The sequence below is a fragment of the endosymbiont of Lamellibrachia barhami genome (assembly GCF_011947365.2).
Classification (GTDB): Bacteria; Pseudomonadota; Gammaproteobacteria; order Chromatiales; family Chromatiaceae; genus QGON01.
This window is the reverse complement of record NZ_JAAVSH020000001.1, coordinates 3,745,571-3,764,617: the sequence shown is the minus strand read 5'-3', so window position 1 is coordinate 3,764,617 and position 19,047 is coordinate 3,745,571. Positions and strand designations below refer to the sequence as shown.

The following is a 19,047-nucleotide window of genomic DNA, read 5'->3' as shown; positions in this document are numbered from 1 at the left end:
GCCAGTTACGTATTGTTAGTATGAAGGGAATGAAGCGACCAATGGCATCAGTAAGTTCAAGATCGATTGGAAGGGGGCTCGTTACCGTTTCAAAGAGTCCCATTACCCGATCAAGATGAAAAGCCATATCATTGCGCCCACGGAAACCGTGCTCACGATAAAGTACAAGATGAAGGACATTGGTGGCGCCTTCCCAATCGACATTGACGGTAGGGCTTTGATCGATGTGGATGCGTTCGGTGTGGCCACGACGGTTACTCCCGGTGTCCTGATCGAGGAGGAAGAAGAAGGCAAGGAGATCACCCTTACCTTTCCCTTTCCGTTGCTTGATGCCTCAATCATCACGATCGGAACATTGGGCGACAGTGTATATCGAGTCCTCAATGTGGTTGAAGGGCTCAAAGGATCAATAGGGCGCTTTGAGCTGGAGGCTAATTTTGATGCGTCACCATTCACGGCTGGCGCAGCGACGTTACCCCGCACAATTGAGCTGGACATTGATGTGGGCGCACAGCGTTATTTTGGTAGCGCCAGTTTGGGTGAGAGTGAACTGAGTGTAAAAAAGGATAAATGGCGCTCGAAGTAAAACAATAGGGGACGCACCACGTTTTTCGAAGTACCAGAAGTGGCACGGAAAACAGGATGCGTCCCCTAATATTTCATCAGCGGTTTTTTGTGGGCCAGAGTAAAAGCAGGTTTTTACTCTGACCTCATTCTTCCAGACTCAACCGAACAGCATGATACCTGACTATCCATGCCCTACTCTCTTCTACCGGACAAGACAGCCTTCCACTCTCTGTGTCGCTCGGTGATCAGATAGACATAGACCGTCTGATTTGACTCATCGACGTCATATACCACGGTATAGTTATCGAACATCATAAAACGCACGTCATGATAAAACGTGCCACTTAGAGGAAACTGGCCCAACAGGTCAATAATTCGGCTGATCAGCTCGTCGACAAATCTGTAGGCCCTGATCGGGCTATCCAAGGCGATGAATCCGATAATCGAATCAATATCGGCATCCGCCGCCTCGGTAAACACTACGCGATAGCTCATCAGCCCTGATCACGACCCTCGAATCGGTCGCGAATCATGGCTCGCTTGCTTTCCAGATAGTTTTCATTGGCCTCGGCAACGCGATCGGGGGATCTCAGGGGCGTATTTCGCGAAAAGACCTCAAAGATTGCGCCCTGACCGGCGTGGACCGGTTTTCTGCCGGTCTTCGTCGTGATGCGCATGGTCATCATGCCCTGGCATTCCAGAGGCGCCCTTCAGTGCCCTCCAGCGTCCGGTGCGGCGTGAAATGGATCCGTGCAGGTGCGCGCGCCCCCGACCTTCACCGCTGAGGTTGAAAATTATCGAAACCGACCCAGGCGTGATAGCTACCAGGTTGCGGGTTGAAACCGTTGAACCAGCGTCACGCTGATCGTTGGTGGTGCCGGTTTTACCCGCGATATCCTTGCGGTCGAGCGCACGGGCTTTGCGGGCGGTGCCGCGCCGTACCACGTCGCGCGCAGCACTCGTGGAGTTCATCAGGCAGGGTTTTGTGGAGTGATGACGCGTTCAGCGCAGCGGATTCCTGCATCGACGGTTGGCTCTGCAGTCACTTCAGCTCGTTTCAGTGGGTTCTGGCAGCGGAGGTGGCGGATTCGCAGATCTGTGCCGGGTTGGCCAGAAAGATGGTCTCGCGGTGGTCGTCTTCGATACGAACGATGAAGAAGGGTTCGATATGGTAGCCACCATTGGCCAGCACTGAATAACCCTCCGCCATCTGTAGCGGGGTGATTGCGCCGCTGCCGAGAGCCAGTGAGAGATCGCGGGGCAGTTTACCCTTGTCGAAACCGAAACGGGTGACATACTCCAGGGTGGACTTGATGCCCATTGCCCGCAGGAGGCGGATGGAGACCAGGTTACGGGATTTTGTCAGGGCGTATCGCAGACGGGTAGGACCGAAAAATTTGCCGCTGTAGTTTTCCGGACGCCAGGAGGCCTCCAGCGCCGGGTCATCGAACACCACCGGCGCGTCGTTGATCAGACTGGCGGGTGTGTATCCGGCTTCCAGGGCGGCGGAGTAGATGAAGGCCTTGAAGCCGGAGCCGGGTTGGCGCCTGGCCTGGGTGATGCGGTTGAACTTGCTTAGATAGAAGTCGTAGCCACCGACCAGCGCAAGAATGGCACCGCTGTCTGGATCAACCGAGACCAACGCGCCGGCTGCCTTGGGGATCTGCGCCAGGCGCCAGTAGGGTTCACCCTCTTTGGGTTTTTCACGGTGGATTCTGATCAGATCCCCAGGTTGGAGGATGTCGTCAGCGGTTTTGGGTTCGGGGCCCTGGTGATCCGAGTCCTTGAACTGCCGAGCCCAGGAGAGGCCCTGCCAAGTCAGTGTGACCTGCTGCTCCGGTCCCAGATAGAGTCCGGCGTTTTGCCCATCGGTGCTGAGCACCACGGCTCCCTGCAGATCTGGAACACTCTTCTGCTCCCTGAGAAGTTTGTCCATGAGCGCTGGGTCTGGGGTTTCCCCCAAGTCGATATGTGCCTCAGCACCCCGGTAGCCGTGCCGCTTGTCGTAGGCATGCAGCGCCTGGCGAACCCCTGCGTTGGCGCTCTCCTGCAGTCGGCCGTCAATGGTGGTGTGGATGGTATAGCCACCAGTATAGGCGGCGTTGCCGAATCGCCTGACCGCTTCGGCGCGCACCATCTCGGCAACATAGGGCGCCTCGACCTCGCTCATTGCCCGGTGCAGGGTCGCAGTCACAGGGGTGGCTTTGGCGGCATCGTGCTCGGCGCGGGAGATAACTTCCAGCGTCAGCATCCGTCCCAGGACGTAATTTCGGCGCAACAGGGCGCGGCTAGGATTGGTCACAGGGTTGTAGCGGGAGGGGGCTTTGGGCAGGCCTGCGATCATTGCGATCTCAGAAAGCTCAAGTTTTCCTACCGGCCTGCCGTAATAGACTAAAGAGGCGGCACCAACACCGTAGGAACGGTGCCCGAGATAGATCTTGTTGAGGTAGAGTTCCAGTATCTCCTCTTTGCTGAGTTCGCGTTCGATCTTCAGTGCAAGAAAGATTTCGTTGAGCTTGCGGGTGAAGGTTTTTTTATTACTGAGAAAGAAGTTTCTCGCCACCTGCATAGTGATGGTACTGCCGCCCTGGCGGCGTTTGCCGGTCAGCAGCAGTTGGCCGGCGGCACGCAGGATGCCTTGATAGTCGACGCCGGGATGTTCGAAGAATCGGTCATCCTCGGCGGCGAGAAAGGCCTGTATCATGCGTTTGGGAACCTCGTCGTATTTGAGGGGTTCCCGGCGTTTTTCGCCAAATTCGGCGATCAGCTTGTGGTCACGGCTGTAGACGTGCAAGGGGACCTGGAGTTTGACATCCTGCAGAATATCGGTGGATGGCAGATCGGGTTCCAGGTAGAGATAGGCGGCACCAAGGCCGCCCAAACCGAGCAAAAAGAGCCCAATGAACAGGAATAAAGAGATTTTTATCAGTCGGGACAACAACTTCATGCGCTGGTTCACAGAAAAGGTTGGCCCTCAGGGACCAGAATGAGACGGTGTGAGATCCTATATTAGCAAATTTACGAGAAGGTTTATTGTAGCGGGTAGCAAAAAATGGCTTCACAAAAAATCATTTACTGCTATATAGTTACTTACTCAAGTTAAAGAGATTCCTCGTTTTTTGCGGCACGAAAGGAGAGTTCTGAAAACCGCATGTTTTTCTTCGGACGAAAAAATCCGCCCCTGATAGGCATAGACATCAGTTCGACAACGATCAAGCTGCTTGAGTTGTCGAAGAATGTCGGACGCACAGGTGCGATGTACCGGGTGGAAGCCTATGGCGTGGAGCCGCTGCCACCGAATGCGGTGGTGGAAAAGAATATCGCTGATGTCGATGCGGTCGGGGAAGCTATCCGGGCCGTGGTCAACCGCTCGGGCACCCGTGCCAAACAGGTCGCGGTTGCGGTTTCCGGCTCTGCAGTCATCACCAAGGTCATCTCCATGCCGTCCGCCCTGTCGGACCAGGATATGGAGAGCCAGATTCAGCTTGAGGCGGATCAATATATCCCCTATCCACTGGAAGAGGTGAATATCGACTTCGAGGTGTTGGGTCCTTCCGACAAGAACCCCGAGCTGGTTGATGTTCTGCTTGCAGCCTCTCGAAGCGAGAATGTGGATGATCGGGTCGCTGCGATGGAGCTGGCTGGACTGAATGCCGCAATCGTCGATGTGGAAGCCTATGCGATGGAGAACGCCTGCACCCAACTGGTGGACCAGTTGCCGGAGCGGGGAGTCGACCAGACCATTGCGGTGGCGGATATCGGCGCCACCACCACCACCCTCAATGTCTTGCACAACAACAAGATCATCTACACTCGTGAGCAGAATTTTGGTGGCCGCCAGCTGACCGAGGAGATCCAGCGCCGCTATGGCCTCTCCCTCGAAGAGGCGGGTATGGCCAAGCGACAGGGCGGCCTGCCGGATAATTATGTGCCGGAAGTGCTGGAACCCTTTAAAGAAGCGATGGTCCAGCAGGTCAGTCGCTCCCTGCAGTTTTTCTTCTCCTCCAGCGCCTTTAGCAGTGTTGAGCACATCGTGTTGGCAGGTGGGAGTTCCTCCATCCCAGGAGTCGATGAGTTGCTCGAAGAGAAGCTGGGTACGCCGGCGTCGGTGGCGAATCCCTTCGCCAATATGTCGGTGTCATCCAAAGTGAAACCACAGGCACTGAGTGCCGATGCCCCGGCGTTGATGATTGCATGCGGTCTGGCCTTGAGGAGCTTTGACTGATGGCGCGCATTAACCTTCTGCCATGGCGCGAAGCCGAACGCACAAAGCGCAAACGCGAATTTGGTTTTATGATTCTCAGCGGAGTCGTTCTCACGATCGCCGCCATCTTTTCCATGCACATGCATATGGAGAGCCTGATCTCGGCGCAGAGTCGCCGCAATGCCTATCTGCAGCAGGAGATCGATGTGGTCAAGCAGCAGATCAGGGAGATCAGGGATCTGGGCAAGACCAAAGCCGGCCTGTTGGCGCGCATGGATATCATTCAACAGTTGCAGAGCAGCCGTCCCCAGATAGTGCATCTGTTCGATGAGCTTGTTGCCACGCTGCCTGATGGCGTCCATCTGACGAGTGTTAAACAAAACGGGGCGTTGGTGTCGGTAGCGGGACGGGCTCAGTCGAATGCCCGGGTTTCTGCTTATATGCGCAACATTGAACGTTCGGAATGGCTGGGTAATCCCCGTCTCGATGTTATCGAGAACAAGGAGGCGACCGGTACCGGGATGAGTCACTTCAAACTCACAGCGAGACAGCTTGCGAGTGGCGGGGAGGCGACGCAGTGAATCTGCAGGATCTGAACGAACTCGATTTTAACAACATCGGCGTCTGGCCGGGACCGGTTAAGTTTGTGCTGGTGCTCATTGTCTGCGCGCTGGTTGCTGTCGGTGGCTACTATCTGGATACAGAAAAGCAGCTTAAACAACTCGAAAAAGTTGAGCGGAAAGAGGTTGAATTACGTTCGACTTTCCAGGAGAAACAGGCAAAAGCCGCCAATCTGGATGCCTATAAGAAACAGTTGGAAGAGATGAAGCAGTCGTTTGGCGCCATGCTTCGGCAACTGCCCAACAAGACAGAAGTGGCCGAATTGCTGGTTGATGTCTCCCAAACAGGTTTGGCCTCAGGTCTCGAGTTTGAGTTGTTCAAACCCCAGGGAGAAGTGCCAAGGGAGTTTTATGCGGAGCTGCCGATAAAGCTGACCGTCACCGGTCAGTATCATGAGTTTGGCGATTTTATCAGTGGCCTTGCAGCGCTTCCGCGAATTGTCACCATCCACGATATCAATATCAGTCCGAAAAAAATCAAACGGGGCGGCGGCGCTGGACTGGTGCTGCAGGCAACTGCCAAAACCTATCGCTATCTGGATGAGGAGGGTGAGCAGTGAGTCGTATCGGTAAAATGATCGGGATGTTCGCCTGTGTGCTGGCGGTGCTGTTTGTCGTGGGTTGTGCCAAGCCGCAGATCGAAGATCTGAAGAAGTTTGTGGCGAAAGAGAAAGCGGCAAGCCCGTCACAGATTGAGCCGATTCCGGAGATCCGCCAGATCGAGACTTTTCTCTACGATCATCAAGACAGGCGCGATCCCTTTGCACCCTCTTCGGAGCAGCCGTCTGCTGAGCGAACCGTCGTTGAGAGTGGGGTAGCTCCCGACTTCAATCGGCGCAAAGAGGAGCTTGAGTCCTACTCTCTTGATACCCTTCGAATGGTTGGCACCCTGGAGCAGAGCGAGACCGCCTGGGCCTTGGTGCAGACGAAGGAGGGCACTATTCACAGGGTGCGTAGTGGTAACCACATGGGCCGTAATTACGGGCGGATAACACAAATTTCGGAAGAGAAGATCAACTTGACCGAGATTGTGCAGGATGGGTTGGGCGGCTACAGTGAACGCCCGGCATCGCTTGCGTTGACAGAATAGTTCTGAGGAATTGCGAGATGAACGTTATGCCTATGGCATTCTGGCGTAGAGGGGAGAATGCCTCAGTCGCTGCTAACCAAAAGAGACGCGGTCACGCTGTACTCTTTTTGCTCCTGTTGTGGACGCTTCCCGCGCTGGTTTGGGGTGGGGTTTCACTTGAGGACATTGATTTCTCGGCGCTTCCTGGAGATCGGGTGCAGATCACACTGGCCATGTCGGGCGATGTGCCTGAGCCGACCAGCTTCACAACTGAATCCCCGGCCCGTATCTCCCTGGATTTTACCGGCGTCAGCAGTGGCCTCGCCTACAAGAGCAAGCAGATCGGTATCGGCGCTGCGCACAGTGTCAATGTCCTGGTAGCGGGAAACCGGCTGCGCGTGGTGGTCAATCTGTTGAATTCAGTGGCTCACCGGATTGAGACTCATGGTGACAACATTGTGATCACCCTTGATGCTGGGGGTCGCGATACGGCGGAGTCTGCAGAACCGGTGGCCGTTGCAGGGAATGCAGGACTTATGGTGCAGACCCCTGTGTCTACGGAGACAGGTGCGGGCGAGGGGATCATCGGAATTGATTTTCGTCGTGGTGAAAACGGCGTAGGCCGGGTGCTTGTCACCCTCGCAGATTCCGCTATCCCGGTGGATGTGCGTGAAGAGGGAAGCCGCGTGGTGATGGAGTTCCTTGGCACCACGGTTCCGCGGAATCTGATCCAGAGTCTGGACGTGATGGATTTCGCCACGCCGGTGACGCTCGTCGAGACCAGGCCGCGGGGAAACAATGTGGTGATAGAGATCACGGCGACCGGCGAATACGAGTATATGGCCTATCAGACAGGCAATGTCTTTGCCGTTGAGTTACGGGGCCTGAGCAAGGCGGAAAAAGAGGCGCAGTTGAAAGAGCGCATGGTCTTCTCCGGTGAGCGCCTATCGCTCAATTTTCAGGATATCGAGGTGCGTTCCGTACTGCAGTTGCTGGCGGATTTTACCGAACTCAACCTGGTCACCAGCGATACGGTCAGCGGCCGCATTACACTGCGTTTGAAGAATGTTCCCTGGGATCAGGCGTTGGATATCATCCTGAAATCCAAAGGTCTCTCCATGCGCCGTAACGAAAATGTGATCATGGTTGCGCCAACGGAAGAGATCGCGGCCCGCGAGCAGCTGGAGTTGGAGTCGCAGCAGAAGATCGAAGAGCTGGCGCCACTGCGTTCCGAGTTTGTACAGGTCAATTACGCCAAGGCTGCAGATCTTGCGGTGCTGCTGAAGTCCTCGGAGAATCGTCTGCTTTCCGAGCGTGGTAACGTGACGGTGGACAAGCGAACCAATACCCTGCTGCTGCAGGATACAGCGGCCAAACTGGAAGATATCCGCCGCTTGTTGCAGAGGCTGGATATCCCGGTGCGGCAGGTATTGATCGAATCCAGGATCGTGATTGCCAACAACGACTTTGCCAAGGATCTGGGTGTTCGTTTTGGCGCCACGTTTAACGCGACTTCCGGTGACAGTGGTGGTTTGTTTGCCGGCGGTATGCCTGGCCATATCGCTTACCCCAGTGTCACCGGCATCGAGAATCCAGCTGGCTCAAGTCAGGAGTCGCTGATTGTCAATCTACCGGCGACGGCACCCTCCGGGGCATTGAACCTGCTGGTGGGCAAGGTGGGTTCCTATCTGCTGCAACTGGAGATCTCTGCGATGCAGAAAGAGGGCAAGGGTGAGGTCATCTCCAGCCCCCGGATAATCACTTCCGATCAGACCAAGGCTTCCATCAAGCAGGGTGTCGAGATCCCCTATCAGGAGGCTACCTCCAGTGGCGCCACTTCGGTGAGCTTCAAGGAAGCTGTGCTGAAGCTGGATGTCACCCCGCATATCACGCCCGATGACCGGATCCGGATGGATCTGTCGATCAACAAAGACAGTCCTGACTTCTCTCGTTCCGTTTTGGGTGTGCCGCCGCTCGATACCCGCAAGATAGAGACCACGGTGTTGGTCGATAATGGTGAAACGGTGGTTCTGGGTGGTGTTTTTGAACGCACCAAGACCAAAAATGTAGAGCAGGTTCCTTTCTTTGGTGATCTTCCCTTCGTGGGTGTGCTGTTCAGGAAAAATGAGCAACGGGATGAGAACAAGGAGCTGCTGATTTTCGTGACGCCCAAGATTCTCAAAGATTCATTACGGGTTCGCTGATTTCGTCACCACTGCTTAGGTTAAGGTTAAAGGCGCGCCGAATGGCGCGCCTTTTTGTTTTTTTGGAAAGGATGACTTGCCGCTGCCGGTAAAATCTGGCATATCTGCTGATTATGAAACGAAATCAGAATCTTTTTCTTGTGGGGCCGATGGGTGCCGGCAAGACGACCGTTGGCAAACAACTGGCGGAAGCCTTGGGTATGGTGTTCGAGGACAGTGATCGGGAGATCCAGCGTCGAACCGGTGTGGATATCCCCACGATCTTCGAGTTCGAGGGTGAGGAGGGCTTCCGTAACAGGGAGCGGGCCGTCATCGACGACCTCTCGGCGCAGGAAGGCGTCGTGCTGGCAACCGGTGGTGGCGCTATCCTGGATGCGGACAACCGGCGCAATCTCTCTTCCAGAGGCATAGTGGTCTATCTCTACTGTACGCCGGAACAGCAGTACGACCGGACCTATCGTGATCGCAATCGCCCGCTGCTGCAGACCGAGGATCCTCTGGCCAAACTGAAGGATTTGATGGAGCAGAGGGATCCCCTCTACCGGCAGACTGCGGATCTGGTGGTGGTTACCGAGCAGCGTAATACTCAGTCCGTGGCGCGCGAGGTTCAGGACAAACTGGAAACCTTGGATTGACGGATCGCAGCCAACAACAGCAAGGCACCGATTTGAACGAAACAGTCAACAGGCTCGAAGTGGATCTTGGGGAACGCAGTTATCCCATCTACATCGGTGCCGGTATCCACGCCAATGCAGGCTACTACCGCCCTCACATAAGTGGCACTCAGGTCATGGTGGTGACCAATGAAACCATTGCTCCGCTCTATCTGAAAAACACCCTGCAGGCACTGGATGGATTCGAGGTGGCAAGCGTCATTCTGCCGGACGGCGAGCAGTACAAGACTCTGGAAGTCCTCAGCCGGATCTACACCGCGCTGTTGGAACATCGCTTTACCCGCCAATGCACCCTGATTGCCCTTGGCGGGGGCGTGATTGGTGACATGACCGGTTTTGCCGCCGCCTCCTACCAGCGGGGCGTGCCCTTCATTCAGGTGCCGACCACGCTGCTTTCCCAAGTCGACTCTTCGGTGGGTGGCAAGACGGGGGTGAACCACCCGCTGGGCAAAAACATGATTGGGGCCTTCTACCAGCCCAAGGCCGTACTGGCGGATATAGCGACACTCAATACCCTGGATGACAGGCAACTGGCATCGGGCATCGCCGAAGTGATCAAGTATGGACTGATCAGCGACCGGCCATTTTTCGACTGGCTGGAGGCCAATATGGATGCTCTGCTGGCCCGTGAACCTGAAGCGCTGGCCTATGCCATAGAGCGCTCCTGCCGGGACAAGGCGGAAGTGGTGGCGGCGGATGAGAGAGAGGCGGGTCAGCGAGCCCTGCTGAATCTTGGGCACACTTTTGGCCATGCCATAGAGACCGGCATGGGGTATGGCGAGTGGCTGCATGGCGAGGCGGTCGCCGCCGGTATGTGCATGGCGGCGGATCTTTCCCGTCGGCTGGGCTGGATGGAGGGTAAAGATTTTGAGCGTACCTGCCACCTTATTGAACGGGCCGGACTGCCGATAGATCCGCCCAAGGCGCTCTCCAGCGAACAGTTCATGGCGTTGATGGCGGTGGACAAGAAAGTATTGGACGGAAAGCTGCGGCTGGTGCTCCTGCATGGGATTGGGGCCTCAGTGGTCAGCGACGATTTTGACCGAAAGATGTTGCAGGAATCCCTGGACCAGCAGACGACCTAACACACGGATTGGCCGGCGGGGGGCGGGCGAACAGTGGCAAATTCCGATAACTATTTCAACACGTTGGAGCTTGCTCAGCGGCAGGACCTCATTCGCCACCTGATCGAGAATAGTGAAGTTGTGCCCTTGGTGCGTGGTCCTGGCGGTATCGGAAAGAGCGCCATGGCGGCACAGCTCCAGCTCCATGCGCCTGACTCCTGGGCGGTCTGCCATTTCGATGCGGACCCGACGCTGCAGCCCGAACTGCTGCTTGCACATATCGCCCGTGGCTTTGGGCTGGCTGATGAACATCCTGGCCTGATGGATCTGCTGGTCGATCACTTTGAGCATCTGCACCAGCAGGGGCGTGTGCCGGTTGTCCTCCTGGATGATGCACAACTGCTGCCGCCTGCCAGCCTGATCACGCTGCTGCGTCTGTTTGAACATCAGGTGGAGGGAATCTCCCAGGTCAGTATCGTCCTCTTTGCCAACACCCAGATTGATCTACTTCTGGCGACGCCCCAGTTGCAGGCCATGTCTCACCATGCGTTGCATGTCATCGATATGCCGGTAATGGGATTTGACGCCGCTAAGGCATTCATGGGCTATCTGATCGAGGCGGAGGGATTGCCTGAAACGCTCGCCCTGGATGATGGCCTTCTTGGCCGGATACATCGTGAAACTCAGGGACGGATTGGACCGCTCGGGGAGTCGATCCTTGAAGCCATTAGCACCCGACCGCTCCGTTCCGGGGGTGCGAAGACGGGCCGATCCACCTTTCGCTGGTTGTTGATCACTGTGTCTGTGCTGATCGTTGGCGGGGTGTTGTGGTTTCAGGACGAGATCAATCGTCTGTTTGTCACAGGGAAATCAGTGTTGCTTAAGGTAGAGGAGAGGCAACAGGCCATGCCGGCGCCGCAGGAGGTGCTGACCCTCGACCGTCGCACCATTGAACCGGCGCAAGAGAAGGCGCCTGTAGTGGAAGAGATTCCGCAACCGGATTCTGCATCGGCAGAGGATCAATATCTGGCAGAGATAGATGTCAAGACGCCAATCGAGGTTCCTGTGGAGATGGAACAGGGGGTCGAGACGATTGACGAGGCGCCGCTGTCTGAAGAGCCGCCGCCGACAGAGCGGCAGTCTGCCGGAACAGATAAAACATTGGCGGAGTCTGCCGCGGTCTTTGAATCTGAAGAGGATGTGCCTGAGGCGGCTCAGATCGAAGCCGTAACGGAGCAGATAACGGAACGAGCCATCGAGCCGGAAGTTCTTCCGGAAAAGGCGCGGCTGCCGGAGGTGGCCCCTGAGCCGCAGGTGCCGGCTGATCCCCTGGACAAGAACAACTGGTTGTTGGAACAGAACCCTGAGCATTACACCCTGCAGTTGATCGGTGTCGAGCAGCTCGCCTCGTTGCGGCGGTTTGTGGCGCGTCATGGTTTGGAAAAACGGGCGGGATATATCAGGACAAAACGCAAGGGCAAGGCGTGGTATGTATTGCTCTGGGGTGTCTATCCTGAACGCGATGCGGCGCAGAAGGCGAAACGAAAGCTGCCCCGTTCTCTGAAGGGTAGGGTCGTCTGGGCGCGTACCGTGGGTTCGCTGCAGCAGGAACTGAATGCCTCCCTTCCGTGAATTGGACGCGCAAGTTTTTTAAAATCATAGAGTTGCGTTGCCACGCAAAGCTTTTCCCGGGGCAGCACACCCCCGTAATTTTTGTGTGAAATCGTTACAAACTGGCCTGATCGTCCAATCTCAAGTATCCTACGCGGCTCTGTGCGCCCCGATTTGGGGCGGGTTGGTGGGTGCGCGAGAGGGTTTTTCCGCCAATTAATTTTTTGTCAGTTTATTGCATACAGGTTCTCTGGCGGAGAGTATCCGCTATCAGGGCCCGAACAAAAACGAGGTTTGCAATGGGCCAAGGTGCTTTACCACCGAAGCAGGGACTCTATGATCCCGCTAACGAACATGATGCCTGTGGTGTCGGCTTTGTCGCCAACATCAAAGGTAATAAAAGCCATCAAATTGTCCGGCAGGGACTGGAGATTCTGGATCGACTGACCCATCGTGGTGCGGTCGGCGCAGATCCGAAGGCAGGTGACGGCGCAGGTATTCTGCTGCAGCTCCCCGATGCCTTTTTCCGTGCCCAGGTCGATTTCAGTCTGCCCGAAGCGGGGGAGTACGCCATTGGCATGCTTTTTCTGCCGCAGAACGAGGCGAGCCGGAACGAATGTGAGGAGACTGTCGAAAAACTGGTCACCGCCGAGGGTCAGTCGGTCATCGGTTGGCGCAACGTCCCCGTGGACAACAGTGGCCTGGGTTACAGTGTTGTGCCTACCGAGCCGGTCGTACGGCAGATATTCGTCAGTCGTGGGGATAACTGCGCCGATCAGGATGCCTTTGAGCGCAAGCTGTTCGTTATCCGCAAGCAGATCGAGAAGCTGATTCGCGCAGCGGAGATGGAGGGGGGTGAGTCCTTCTACTTTACCTCTTTCTCCTCCCGTACCATCGTCTACAAAGGCATGCTGCTCTCGGGACAGGTGGGTGAGTATTTTAACGATCTCAATGACGAGACAATGGTCACAGCCCTGGCGCTGGTGCATCAGCGTTTCTCCACCAACACCTTCCCCACCTGGGATCTTGCGCATCCGTTCCGCATGATCGCTCACAACGGGGAGATCAACACCCTGCGTGGCAACGTGAACTGGATGGCCGCGCGCAAGAGTTCCATGGCTTCGGAGATTCTGGGTGAAGATCTGGATAAGATCTGGCCGCTGATTCCTGAAGGGCAGTCCGATTCGGCCTGTTTCGATAATGCGCTGGAGCTGCTGGTGGCTGGTGGCTACTCTCTCTCCCACGCGATGATGATGCTGATTCCAGAGGCCTGGTCCGGCAATAAACAGATGGATCGGAAGCGCCGTGCCTTCTATGAGTACCATGCTGCGCTGATGGAGCCTTGGGACGGTCCGGCTGCGGTCGCCTTTACCGATGGCCGCCAGATAGGCGCCACCCTGGATCGAAATGGCCTGCGCCCCGCCCGCTATCTGATTACCGATGATGATCTGGTGGTGATGGCGTCCGAGATGGGTGTGCTCGATATTCCGGAAGAGAAGATCGTCAAAAAATGGCGGCTGCAGCCGGGTAAGATGTTCCTCATCGATACCGAAGAGGGTCGTATCATCGACGACGTTGAACTGAAGGCCAATATCTCCGGCGCTCAGCCTTACCGGGACTGGCTCGACAAGACCCAGATTCATCTGGATCAGCTGCCCGCCGACGTGGCGCCGATGGCGCCGGATGCGACTACGCTGCTGAATGGTCAGCAGGCGTTCGGTTATACCCAGGAAGAGATCAAGTTTCTCCTTATTCCGATGGTGATGACCGGCATGGAGGCGACTGGCTCCATGGGCACCGACCTGCCTCCGTCTGTGCTCTCCAACAAGTCGAAGCACCTCTCCAGCTATTTTCAACAGAACTTTGCTCAGGTGACCAATCCGCCGATAGACCCGATCCGCGAAGAGATCGTCATGTCCCTGGTCTCCCTGATCGGTCCCCGCCCCAACCTGCTGGGAATGGCGGATGCGGGTAAGAACATGCGCCTGGAGGTGCCGCAGCCGATCCTCACCAACTGCGATCTGGAACGAATCAGGCACATCGAGGACAATACCGGAGGGGCGTTTCGCACCAAGACCCTGGATATGACCTACGGGATCACCGAGGGCGCTGAAGGGATGAAAGGGGCGCTGACCGCACTCTGCGAGCTGGCCGAGGCCAAGGTTCGGGAGGGCTATAACATCCTGATCCTCTCCGATCGCAAGGTCGATACGGATCGCATTGCGATCCCTTCATTGCTGGCGACCTCCGCAGTGCATCACCACCTGATCCGCAAAGGATTGCGCACAGAGGCGGGCCTGGTAGTCGAGACCGGCGCCGCGCTGGAGATCCACCACTTCGCCACCCTCGCGGGTTACGGCGCGGAGGCGATCAATCCCTATCTGGCTTTCGACACTATCGATGCGCAGCTATCCAGTTTGCCTGAACCGCTGACGTTCAGCGAAGCCCAGAGCCGTTACATCAAGGCGATCGGCAAGGGTCTGAAGAAGGTGATGTCGAAGATGGGAATCTCCACCTATCAGTCCTATTGTGGTGCGCAGATATTCGATGCCGTGGGCCTGCACAGCAGTTTCCTGGCTGACTACTTTACCGGTACCAGCACTACCATCGAGGGCGCCGGGCTGGCGCAGATCGCCGAAGAGGCAAGGCGTTGGCACGATGCAGCCTACGGTGGCGCCGAGATCTATCGCAAACATCTGGATGTGGGTGGCGACTACGCTTACCGCATCCGTGGCGAGGCGCATAGCTGGACACCGGATAGTATCGCCAAGATTCAGCATGCGGTGCGCAGTAACGACTGGAATACCTACGAAGCATTTGCCCGGCAGATCAACGAGCAGAATGAGACTTTGTTGACCCTGCGTGGCCTGTTCGAGTTCGAGTTTGCGGATCAGGAGATCCCACTGGACGAAGTGGAACCGGCAAAGGAGATCGTCAAACGCTTTGTTACCGGCGCCATGTCCTTTGGTTCCATCTCCTATGAGGCGCATTCGACGCTGGCCGTCGCAATGAACCGTATCGGCGGCAAGTCCAATACCGGTGAAGGTGGTGAGGAGGCCGAGCGCTTCAATCCGCTGCCGGACGGATCCCCCAATCCTGAACGCTCTGCGATCAAGCAGGTTGCCTCCGGGCGCTTTGGTGTGACCACCGAGTATCTGGTCAACTCCGATGACATCCAGATCAAGATGGCCCAGGGCGCGAAACCCGGCGAGGGTGGTCAGCTGCCTGGCCACAAGGTCAATCAGCAGATAGCCCGGGTGCGCCACTCAACCCCCGGTGTTGGTCTGATCTCTCCGCCGCCACACCATGATATCTACTCCATCGAGGATCTGGCTCAACTGATCCACGATCTGAAGAACGTGCAGCCCAAAGCCCGTATCAGCGTGAAACTGGTCTCCGAAGTGGGTGTGGGCACGGTTGCCGCAGGCGTCTCCAAGGCCCATGCCGACCACATCACCATCTCCGGTTATGACGGCGGCACTGGCGCATCGCCTCTGACCTCCATCAAACACGCGGGTTCACCCTGGGAGATTGGTCTCGCCGAGACCCATCAGACCCTGGTGCTGAACCGCCTGCGCAGCCGTATCGCGGTGCAGGCCGATGGGGGTATGCGTACTGGACGCGACGTGGTGATTGCCGCGCTGCTGGGCGCCGATGAGGTCGGTTTTGCCACTGCTCCCCTGATCGCCGAAGGCTGCATCATGATGCGCAAGTGTCATCTCAACACCTGTCCCGTGGGCGTTGCAACGCAGGATCCCGAACTGCGCAAGCGCTTTACCGGCAAACCCGAGCATGTGGTGAACTACTTCTTCTTCGTTGCCGAAGAGGTGCGCCGCCTGATGGCCCGGCTCGGTTTCCGCAACTTCCAGCAGATGATCGGTCAGATGGATCGCCTCAACATGCGTAGCGCCATCGATCACTGGAAGGCGCGGGGTCTCGACTACAGTCGATTGCTGACCAAGCCGGTCGCCGCTGAAGGGGATGAGGTCTACAACAACGAGACTCAGGATCACGGTCTCGATCAGGCGATCGATAATGTGTTGATCGAGCAGGCGGCACCGGCCCTGGAAAGGGGTGAAGCGGTGAAGATCGAGATCGATATTCACAACTACAACCGCACCTTCGGCACCATGCTCTCGGGTCGTCTGGCCGAGAAGTATGGTTTTGTCGGCCTGCCGGACGACACGGTCTACATCAAGGCGAAGGGTACTGCAGGTCAATCCTTTGGGGCCTGGGTAACCAAGGGAGTCACGATTGAACTCTCCGGTGAAGGCAACGACTATGTCGGTAAGGGGCTTTCCGGTGGACGTCTGGTGATCTATCCGCCTGCGCACTCCAAGATCGGCAAGGCGGAAGAGAACATCATTGTCGGCAATACTGTGCTCTACGGCGCGATCTCCGGCGAGTGCTATTTCAATGGTGTGGCGGGCGAGCGCTTCTGTGTGCGCAACTCCGGCGCCACAGCGGTCGTGGAGGGCGTGGGTGACCACGGCTGTGAATATATGACCGGTGGCGTCGTGGTCTGCCTTGGCTCTACGGGGCGCAACTTCGCGGCAGGTATGTCTGGCGGTATCGCCTATGTGCTTGATGAGGAAGGTGGTTTCGAGGATCGCTGCAATATGGCGCAGGTTGAACTGGAGCCGATACCCGCAGAAGATGATGCGCTGGAAGAGCTGGAGCATCAGGGTGGTGATCTGGAGACCCCCGGCAGGGTCGATGTCAGTCACGATATGACACGTTTTGATGCAACCCGTCTCAGGCAGTTGATCGAGAACCATCTGCACTATACCAACAGCGCAGTAGCGAAGAATATCCTCGACAACTGGGAGCGCTATCTGTCGAAGTTTGTGAAGGTTATGCCGGTGGAGTATCGCCGTGCCTTGAAAGAGATGCAGGCACAACAGATCAGAGAAGCCGGCAGCAGGGGGGGTCGTTAAGATGGGTAAGCCCACAGGTTTCAAAGAGTATGCGCGCCAGGATCGCACCTATGCGCCGGTTGCTGATCGGGTGGTCCATTTTGAAGAGTTTGCCATCGCCCCCGGTGATGAGGTACTCAGTCAACAGGGCGCACGCTGCATGGATTGCGGTATCCCCTTTTGCCACAGCGGCTGCCCGGTCAACAACATCATTCCCGACTGGAACGATCTGGTCTACCGGAACGACTGGAAGGGGGCGATCTCGGTGCTGCACAGTACCAATAACTTTCCCGAGTTTACCGGTCGTGTCTGCCCGGCCCCCTGCGAGGCGGCCTGCACCCTGAATCTGGATGATGTCCCGGTAACGATCAAGAATATCGAGTACAGCATCATCGAGAAGGCCTGGGAAGAGGGCTGGATCAAACCGCAGATTGCCGAGCACAAGAGTGGTAAGCGGGTGGCTGTGGTCGGTTCCGGTCCTGCAGGCATGGCCTGTGCGCAGCAGTTGGCGCGGGCTGGCCATGAGGTGCATCTGTATGAGAAGCAGAACCGCATCGGTGGTCTGTTGCGTTACGGCATTCCCGATTTCAAGCTGGATAAGAAGATCATCGATCGCCGTATGGCGCAGATGCGCACCGAGGGTGTCGAATTTCATACCAACACCCATATTGGGGTGGATCTGCCTGCCAGGCCGCTGATGAATGCGTTTGATGCGGTTGTTCTGGCGGGGGGCGCGGAGCAGCCGCGTGATCTGCAGATTCCGGGTCGCGAATTGCAAGGCGTCGAGTTCGCGATGGACTTTCTGCGCAGAAACAGTCATCGGGTACAGGGCGACCAGGTGGAAGATTTCATCTCCGCCGAGGGTAAACATGTCGTGGTGATCGGTGGCGGTGATACCGGTTCCGACTGTGTCGGTACATCAGTGCGTCATGGTGCGCTTTCGGTGACCCAGGTGGAGCTGATGCCGCAGCCGCCCGAGAAGGAGGATAAGGGCACTACCTGGCCCGATTGGCCCAGCAAGATGCGCACCTCCACCTCTCAGGAGGAGGGTTGTGAGCGCATGTGGTCGGTGGCGTCAAAAGAATTTATCGATGATGGTAACGGCAACCTGGCTGGCGTGAAGTGCATTAAGGTGGCGTGGAATCAGGATGAGAACGGCCGGTGGCAGATGTCCGAGGTCGAAGGTTCTGAATTTGAAATCAAAGCCGAACTGGTGACGCTGGCGATGGGTTTTGTCCATCCGGTCCATGAAGGCATGATCGATGAGCTGGCAGTGGAGCGTGATGGGCGCGGCAATGTTAAAGGGGAGACCGATGGTGCTGACGCCTACAAAACCTCCCTGGATGGCGTGTTTGCTGCCGGTGATATGCGCCGCGGCCAGTCGTTGGTGGTCTGGGCGATACGCGAGGGCCGCCAGTGCGCGAAGGCAGTAGACGAGTTCCTGATGGGGTCGAGTGATCTGCCGCGCTGATTGCGGGTTTACGCGATTGTGAAAACGGGGGCCTGGAGCCCCCGTCTTTTATTGGGGCGCCGGTCAGGTCAGATGAAAGACCGTGAGTTCTCCGTTCAGATTGAAACGCCAGTCGATGTGGGTCCAGGTGGGGGCGAGTTCCACTCCGCCGATATTGAATTTTGCGTAGTGCTTCTGCACCACTTCCTGCAGCTCCTGCGGTGTGAGGCCGCTACAGATGATGTCGTAGGCGTTGGCTATCGAGTGCTGCGAGGTTGAAGAGAAATAGGGACTTTCCGGCGTCCTGAATCCAGACCACTCCCGCTGGCCTCCGTCACGATAGTTATTGATGATGAAAGGCCGGCCCACATAATGCCTGATATTCACGAGATTTTTGTAGGCGCGACGGTTGACGAAATTCCACGATCGCTGATCCCCGAACTTTTGGTGGATGCTTGGGGGAACCAGCTCGGCGATATGGAAATAGTTGGGCATGGCGCAGTCTCCTTCTTAGTCACTCTCATGTCTGGGAAAACTGTATTCACCACGAAGAACACAAAGGAAATTCACTGTTAATCAATTAATAAGCTTTGTGCCCTTCGAGTTCTTCGTGGTGAAAAGATGTTTCCGGACGGATGCACGTCAGTAGCGTGGTGATTCGTAGGCCG

General features: G+C 56.6%; 15 protein-coding genes. 11 read left to right on the top strand and 4 right to left on the bottom strand.

Annotated features, from left to right (window positions below):
• Positions 1 to 115: 115 nt before the first annotated feature.
• The gene (locus tag G9Q73_RS17260; protein WP_177420881.1) at positions 116 to 586 is read left to right on the top strand and encodes a hypothetical protein; all 471 of its coding nucleotides are present in this window, start codon (positions 116 to 118) and stop codon (positions 584 to 586) included.
• A gap of 173 nt (positions 587 to 759) precedes the next feature.
• Here the strand turns inward: G9Q73_RS17260 and G9Q73_RS17255 are convergent, their stop codons facing one another.
• The 3 genes from G9Q73_RS17255 to G9Q73_RS17245 form a co-directional block, all read right to left on the bottom strand.
• On the bottom strand, positions 760 to 1,062 hold the full coding sequence (locus G9Q73_RS17255; protein WP_177420880.1) for a type II toxin-antitoxin system RelE/ParE family toxin: 303 nt from the start codon (positions 1,060 to 1,062) through the stop codon (positions 760 to 762).
• Between the two features lie 120 nt (positions 1,063 to 1,182).
• Positions 1,183 to 1,539 (bottom strand): hypothetical protein, encoded by a 357-nt coding sequence (locus G9Q73_RS17250; RefSeq protein WP_177420879.1) that lies wholly within the window; start codon positions 1,537 to 1,539, stop codon positions 1,183 to 1,185.
• An 85-nt stretch (positions 1,540 to 1,624) separates the two neighbouring features.
• The gene (locus tag G9Q73_RS17245; protein WP_177420878.1) at positions 1,625 to 3,514 is read right to left on the bottom strand and encodes a penicillin-binding protein 1A; all 1,890 of its coding nucleotides are present in this window, start codon (positions 3,512 to 3,514) and stop codon (positions 1,625 to 1,627) included.
• Positions 3,515 to 3,718: 204 nt separating this feature from the next.
• On the opposite strand from G9Q73_RS17245, the gene G9Q73_RS17240 reads away from it, so the two are divergent.
• The 10 genes from G9Q73_RS17240 (at position 3,719) to G9Q73_RS17195 (ending at position 18,400) form a co-directional block, all read left to right on the top strand.
• Entirely contained in the window at positions 3,719 to 4,792 is a 1,074-nt protein-coding gene (locus G9Q73_RS17240; protein ID WP_177420877.1) for a pilus assembly protein PilM, read from the top strand.
• Positions 4,792 to 5,352: a PilN domain-containing protein gene (locus G9Q73_RS17235; protein ID WP_177420876.1), complete on the top strand. Its 561-nt coding sequence runs from the start codon at positions 4,792 to 4,794 to the stop codon at positions 5,350 to 5,352. The genes G9Q73_RS17240 and G9Q73_RS17235 overlap by 1 nt, the downstream gene beginning before the upstream one ends.
• Complete coding sequence (locus G9Q73_RS17230) at positions 5,349 to 5,951, top strand: type IV pilus inner membrane component PilO (protein ID WP_177420875.1); 603 nt, start codon at positions 5,349 to 5,351, stop codon at positions 5,949 to 5,951. Before G9Q73_RS17235 ends, G9Q73_RS17230 begins: the two co-directional genes overlap by 4 nt.
• On the top strand, positions 5,948 to 6,481 hold the full coding sequence (locus G9Q73_RS17225) for a pilus assembly protein PilP (protein ID WP_369408917.1): 534 nt from the start codon (positions 5,948 to 5,950) through the stop codon (positions 6,479 to 6,481). The genes G9Q73_RS17230 and G9Q73_RS17225 overlap by 4 nt, the downstream gene beginning before the upstream one ends.
• A gap of 17 nt (positions 6,482 to 6,498) precedes the next feature.
• Positions 6,499 to 8,664 carry a type IV pilus secretin PilQ gene (locus tag G9Q73_RS17220; protein WP_246345359.1) on the top strand — a complete coding sequence of 722 codons (2,166 nt, stop codon included), beginning with the start codon at positions 6,499 to 6,501 and terminating at the stop codon, positions 8,662 to 8,664.
• Between the two features lie 113 nt (positions 8,665 to 8,777).
• On the top strand, positions 8,778 to 9,299 hold the full coding sequence (gene aroK / locus G9Q73_RS17215; protein WP_177420874.1) for a shikimate kinase AroK: 522 nt from the start codon (positions 8,778 to 8,780) through the stop codon (positions 9,297 to 9,299).
• Entirely contained in the window at positions 9,296 to 10,423 is a 1,128-nt protein-coding gene (aroB, locus tag G9Q73_RS17210) for a 3-dehydroquinate synthase (RefSeq protein WP_246345357.1), read from the top strand. The genes aroK and aroB overlap by 4 nt, the downstream gene beginning before the upstream one ends.
• A gap of 33 nt (positions 10,424 to 10,456) precedes the next feature.
• Positions 10,457 to 12,034, top strand: coding sequence for an AAA family ATPase (locus G9Q73_RS17205; protein WP_177420873.1), 1,578 nt, complete (start codon positions 10,457 to 10,459; stop codon positions 12,032 to 12,034).
• 278 nt (positions 12,035 to 12,312) lie between these two features.
• Positions 12,313 to 16,950 (top strand): glutamate synthase large subunit, encoded by a 4,638-nt coding sequence (gene gltB, locus G9Q73_RS17200; protein ID WP_177420872.1) that lies wholly within the window; start codon positions 12,313 to 12,315, stop codon positions 16,948 to 16,950.
• A 1-nt stretch (position 16,951) separates the two neighbouring features.
• The gene (locus tag G9Q73_RS17195; protein WP_177420871.1) at positions 16,952 to 18,400 is read left to right on the top strand and encodes a glutamate synthase subunit beta; all 1,449 of its coding nucleotides are present in this window, start codon (positions 16,952 to 16,954) and stop codon (positions 18,398 to 18,400) included.
• A 63-nt stretch (positions 18,401 to 18,463) separates the two neighbouring features.
• On the opposite strand, the gene G9Q73_RS17190 is transcribed toward G9Q73_RS17195, so the two are convergent.
• Complete coding sequence (locus G9Q73_RS17190) at positions 18,464 to 18,874, bottom strand: hypothetical protein (protein WP_177420870.1); 411 nt, start codon at positions 18,872 to 18,874, stop codon at positions 18,464 to 18,466.
• Positions 18,875 to 19,047: the final 173 nt, after the last annotated feature.

Coding starts and splice junctions, on each gene's coding strand:
- G9Q73_RS17190 (WP_177420870.1), bottom strand. CDS start 18,874: ATGCCCAACTATTTCCATATCGCCGAGCTGGTTCCCCCAAGCATCCAC.
- G9Q73_RS17195 (WP_177420871.1), top strand. CDS start 16,952: ATGGGTAAGCCCACAGGTTTCAAAGAGTATGCGCGCCAGGATCGCACC.
- aroK (WP_177420874.1), top strand. CDS start 8,778: ATGAAACGAAATCAGAATCTTTTTCTTGTGGGGCCGATGGGTGCCGGC.
- G9Q73_RS17260 (WP_177420881.1), top strand. CDS start 116: ATGAAAAGCCATATCATTGCGCCCACGGAAACCGTGCTCACGATAAAG.
- G9Q73_RS17235 (WP_177420876.1), top strand. CDS start 4,792: ATGGCGCGCATTAACCTTCTGCCATGGCGCGAAGCCGAACGCACAAAG.
- G9Q73_RS17240 (WP_177420877.1), top strand. CDS start 3,719: ATGTTTTTCTTCGGACGAAAAAATCCGCCCCTGATAGGCATAGACATC.
- G9Q73_RS17245 (WP_177420878.1), bottom strand. CDS start 3,514: ATGAAGTTGTTGTCCCGACTGATAAAAATCTCTTTATTCCTGTTCATT.
- G9Q73_RS17250 (WP_177420879.1), bottom strand. CDS start 1,539: ATGAACTCCACGAGTGCTGCGCGCGACGTGGTACGGCGCGGCACCGCC.
- G9Q73_RS17255 (WP_177420880.1), bottom strand. CDS start 1,062: ATGAGCTATCGCGTAGTGTTTACCGAGGCGGCGGATGCCGATATTGAT.
- gltB (WP_177420872.1), top strand. CDS start 12,313: ATGGGCCAAGGTGCTTTACCACCGAAGCAGGGACTCTATGATCCCGCT.
- G9Q73_RS17220 (WP_246345359.1), top strand. CDS start 6,499: ATGAACGTTATGCCTATGGCATTCTGGCGTAGAGGGGAGAATGCCTCA.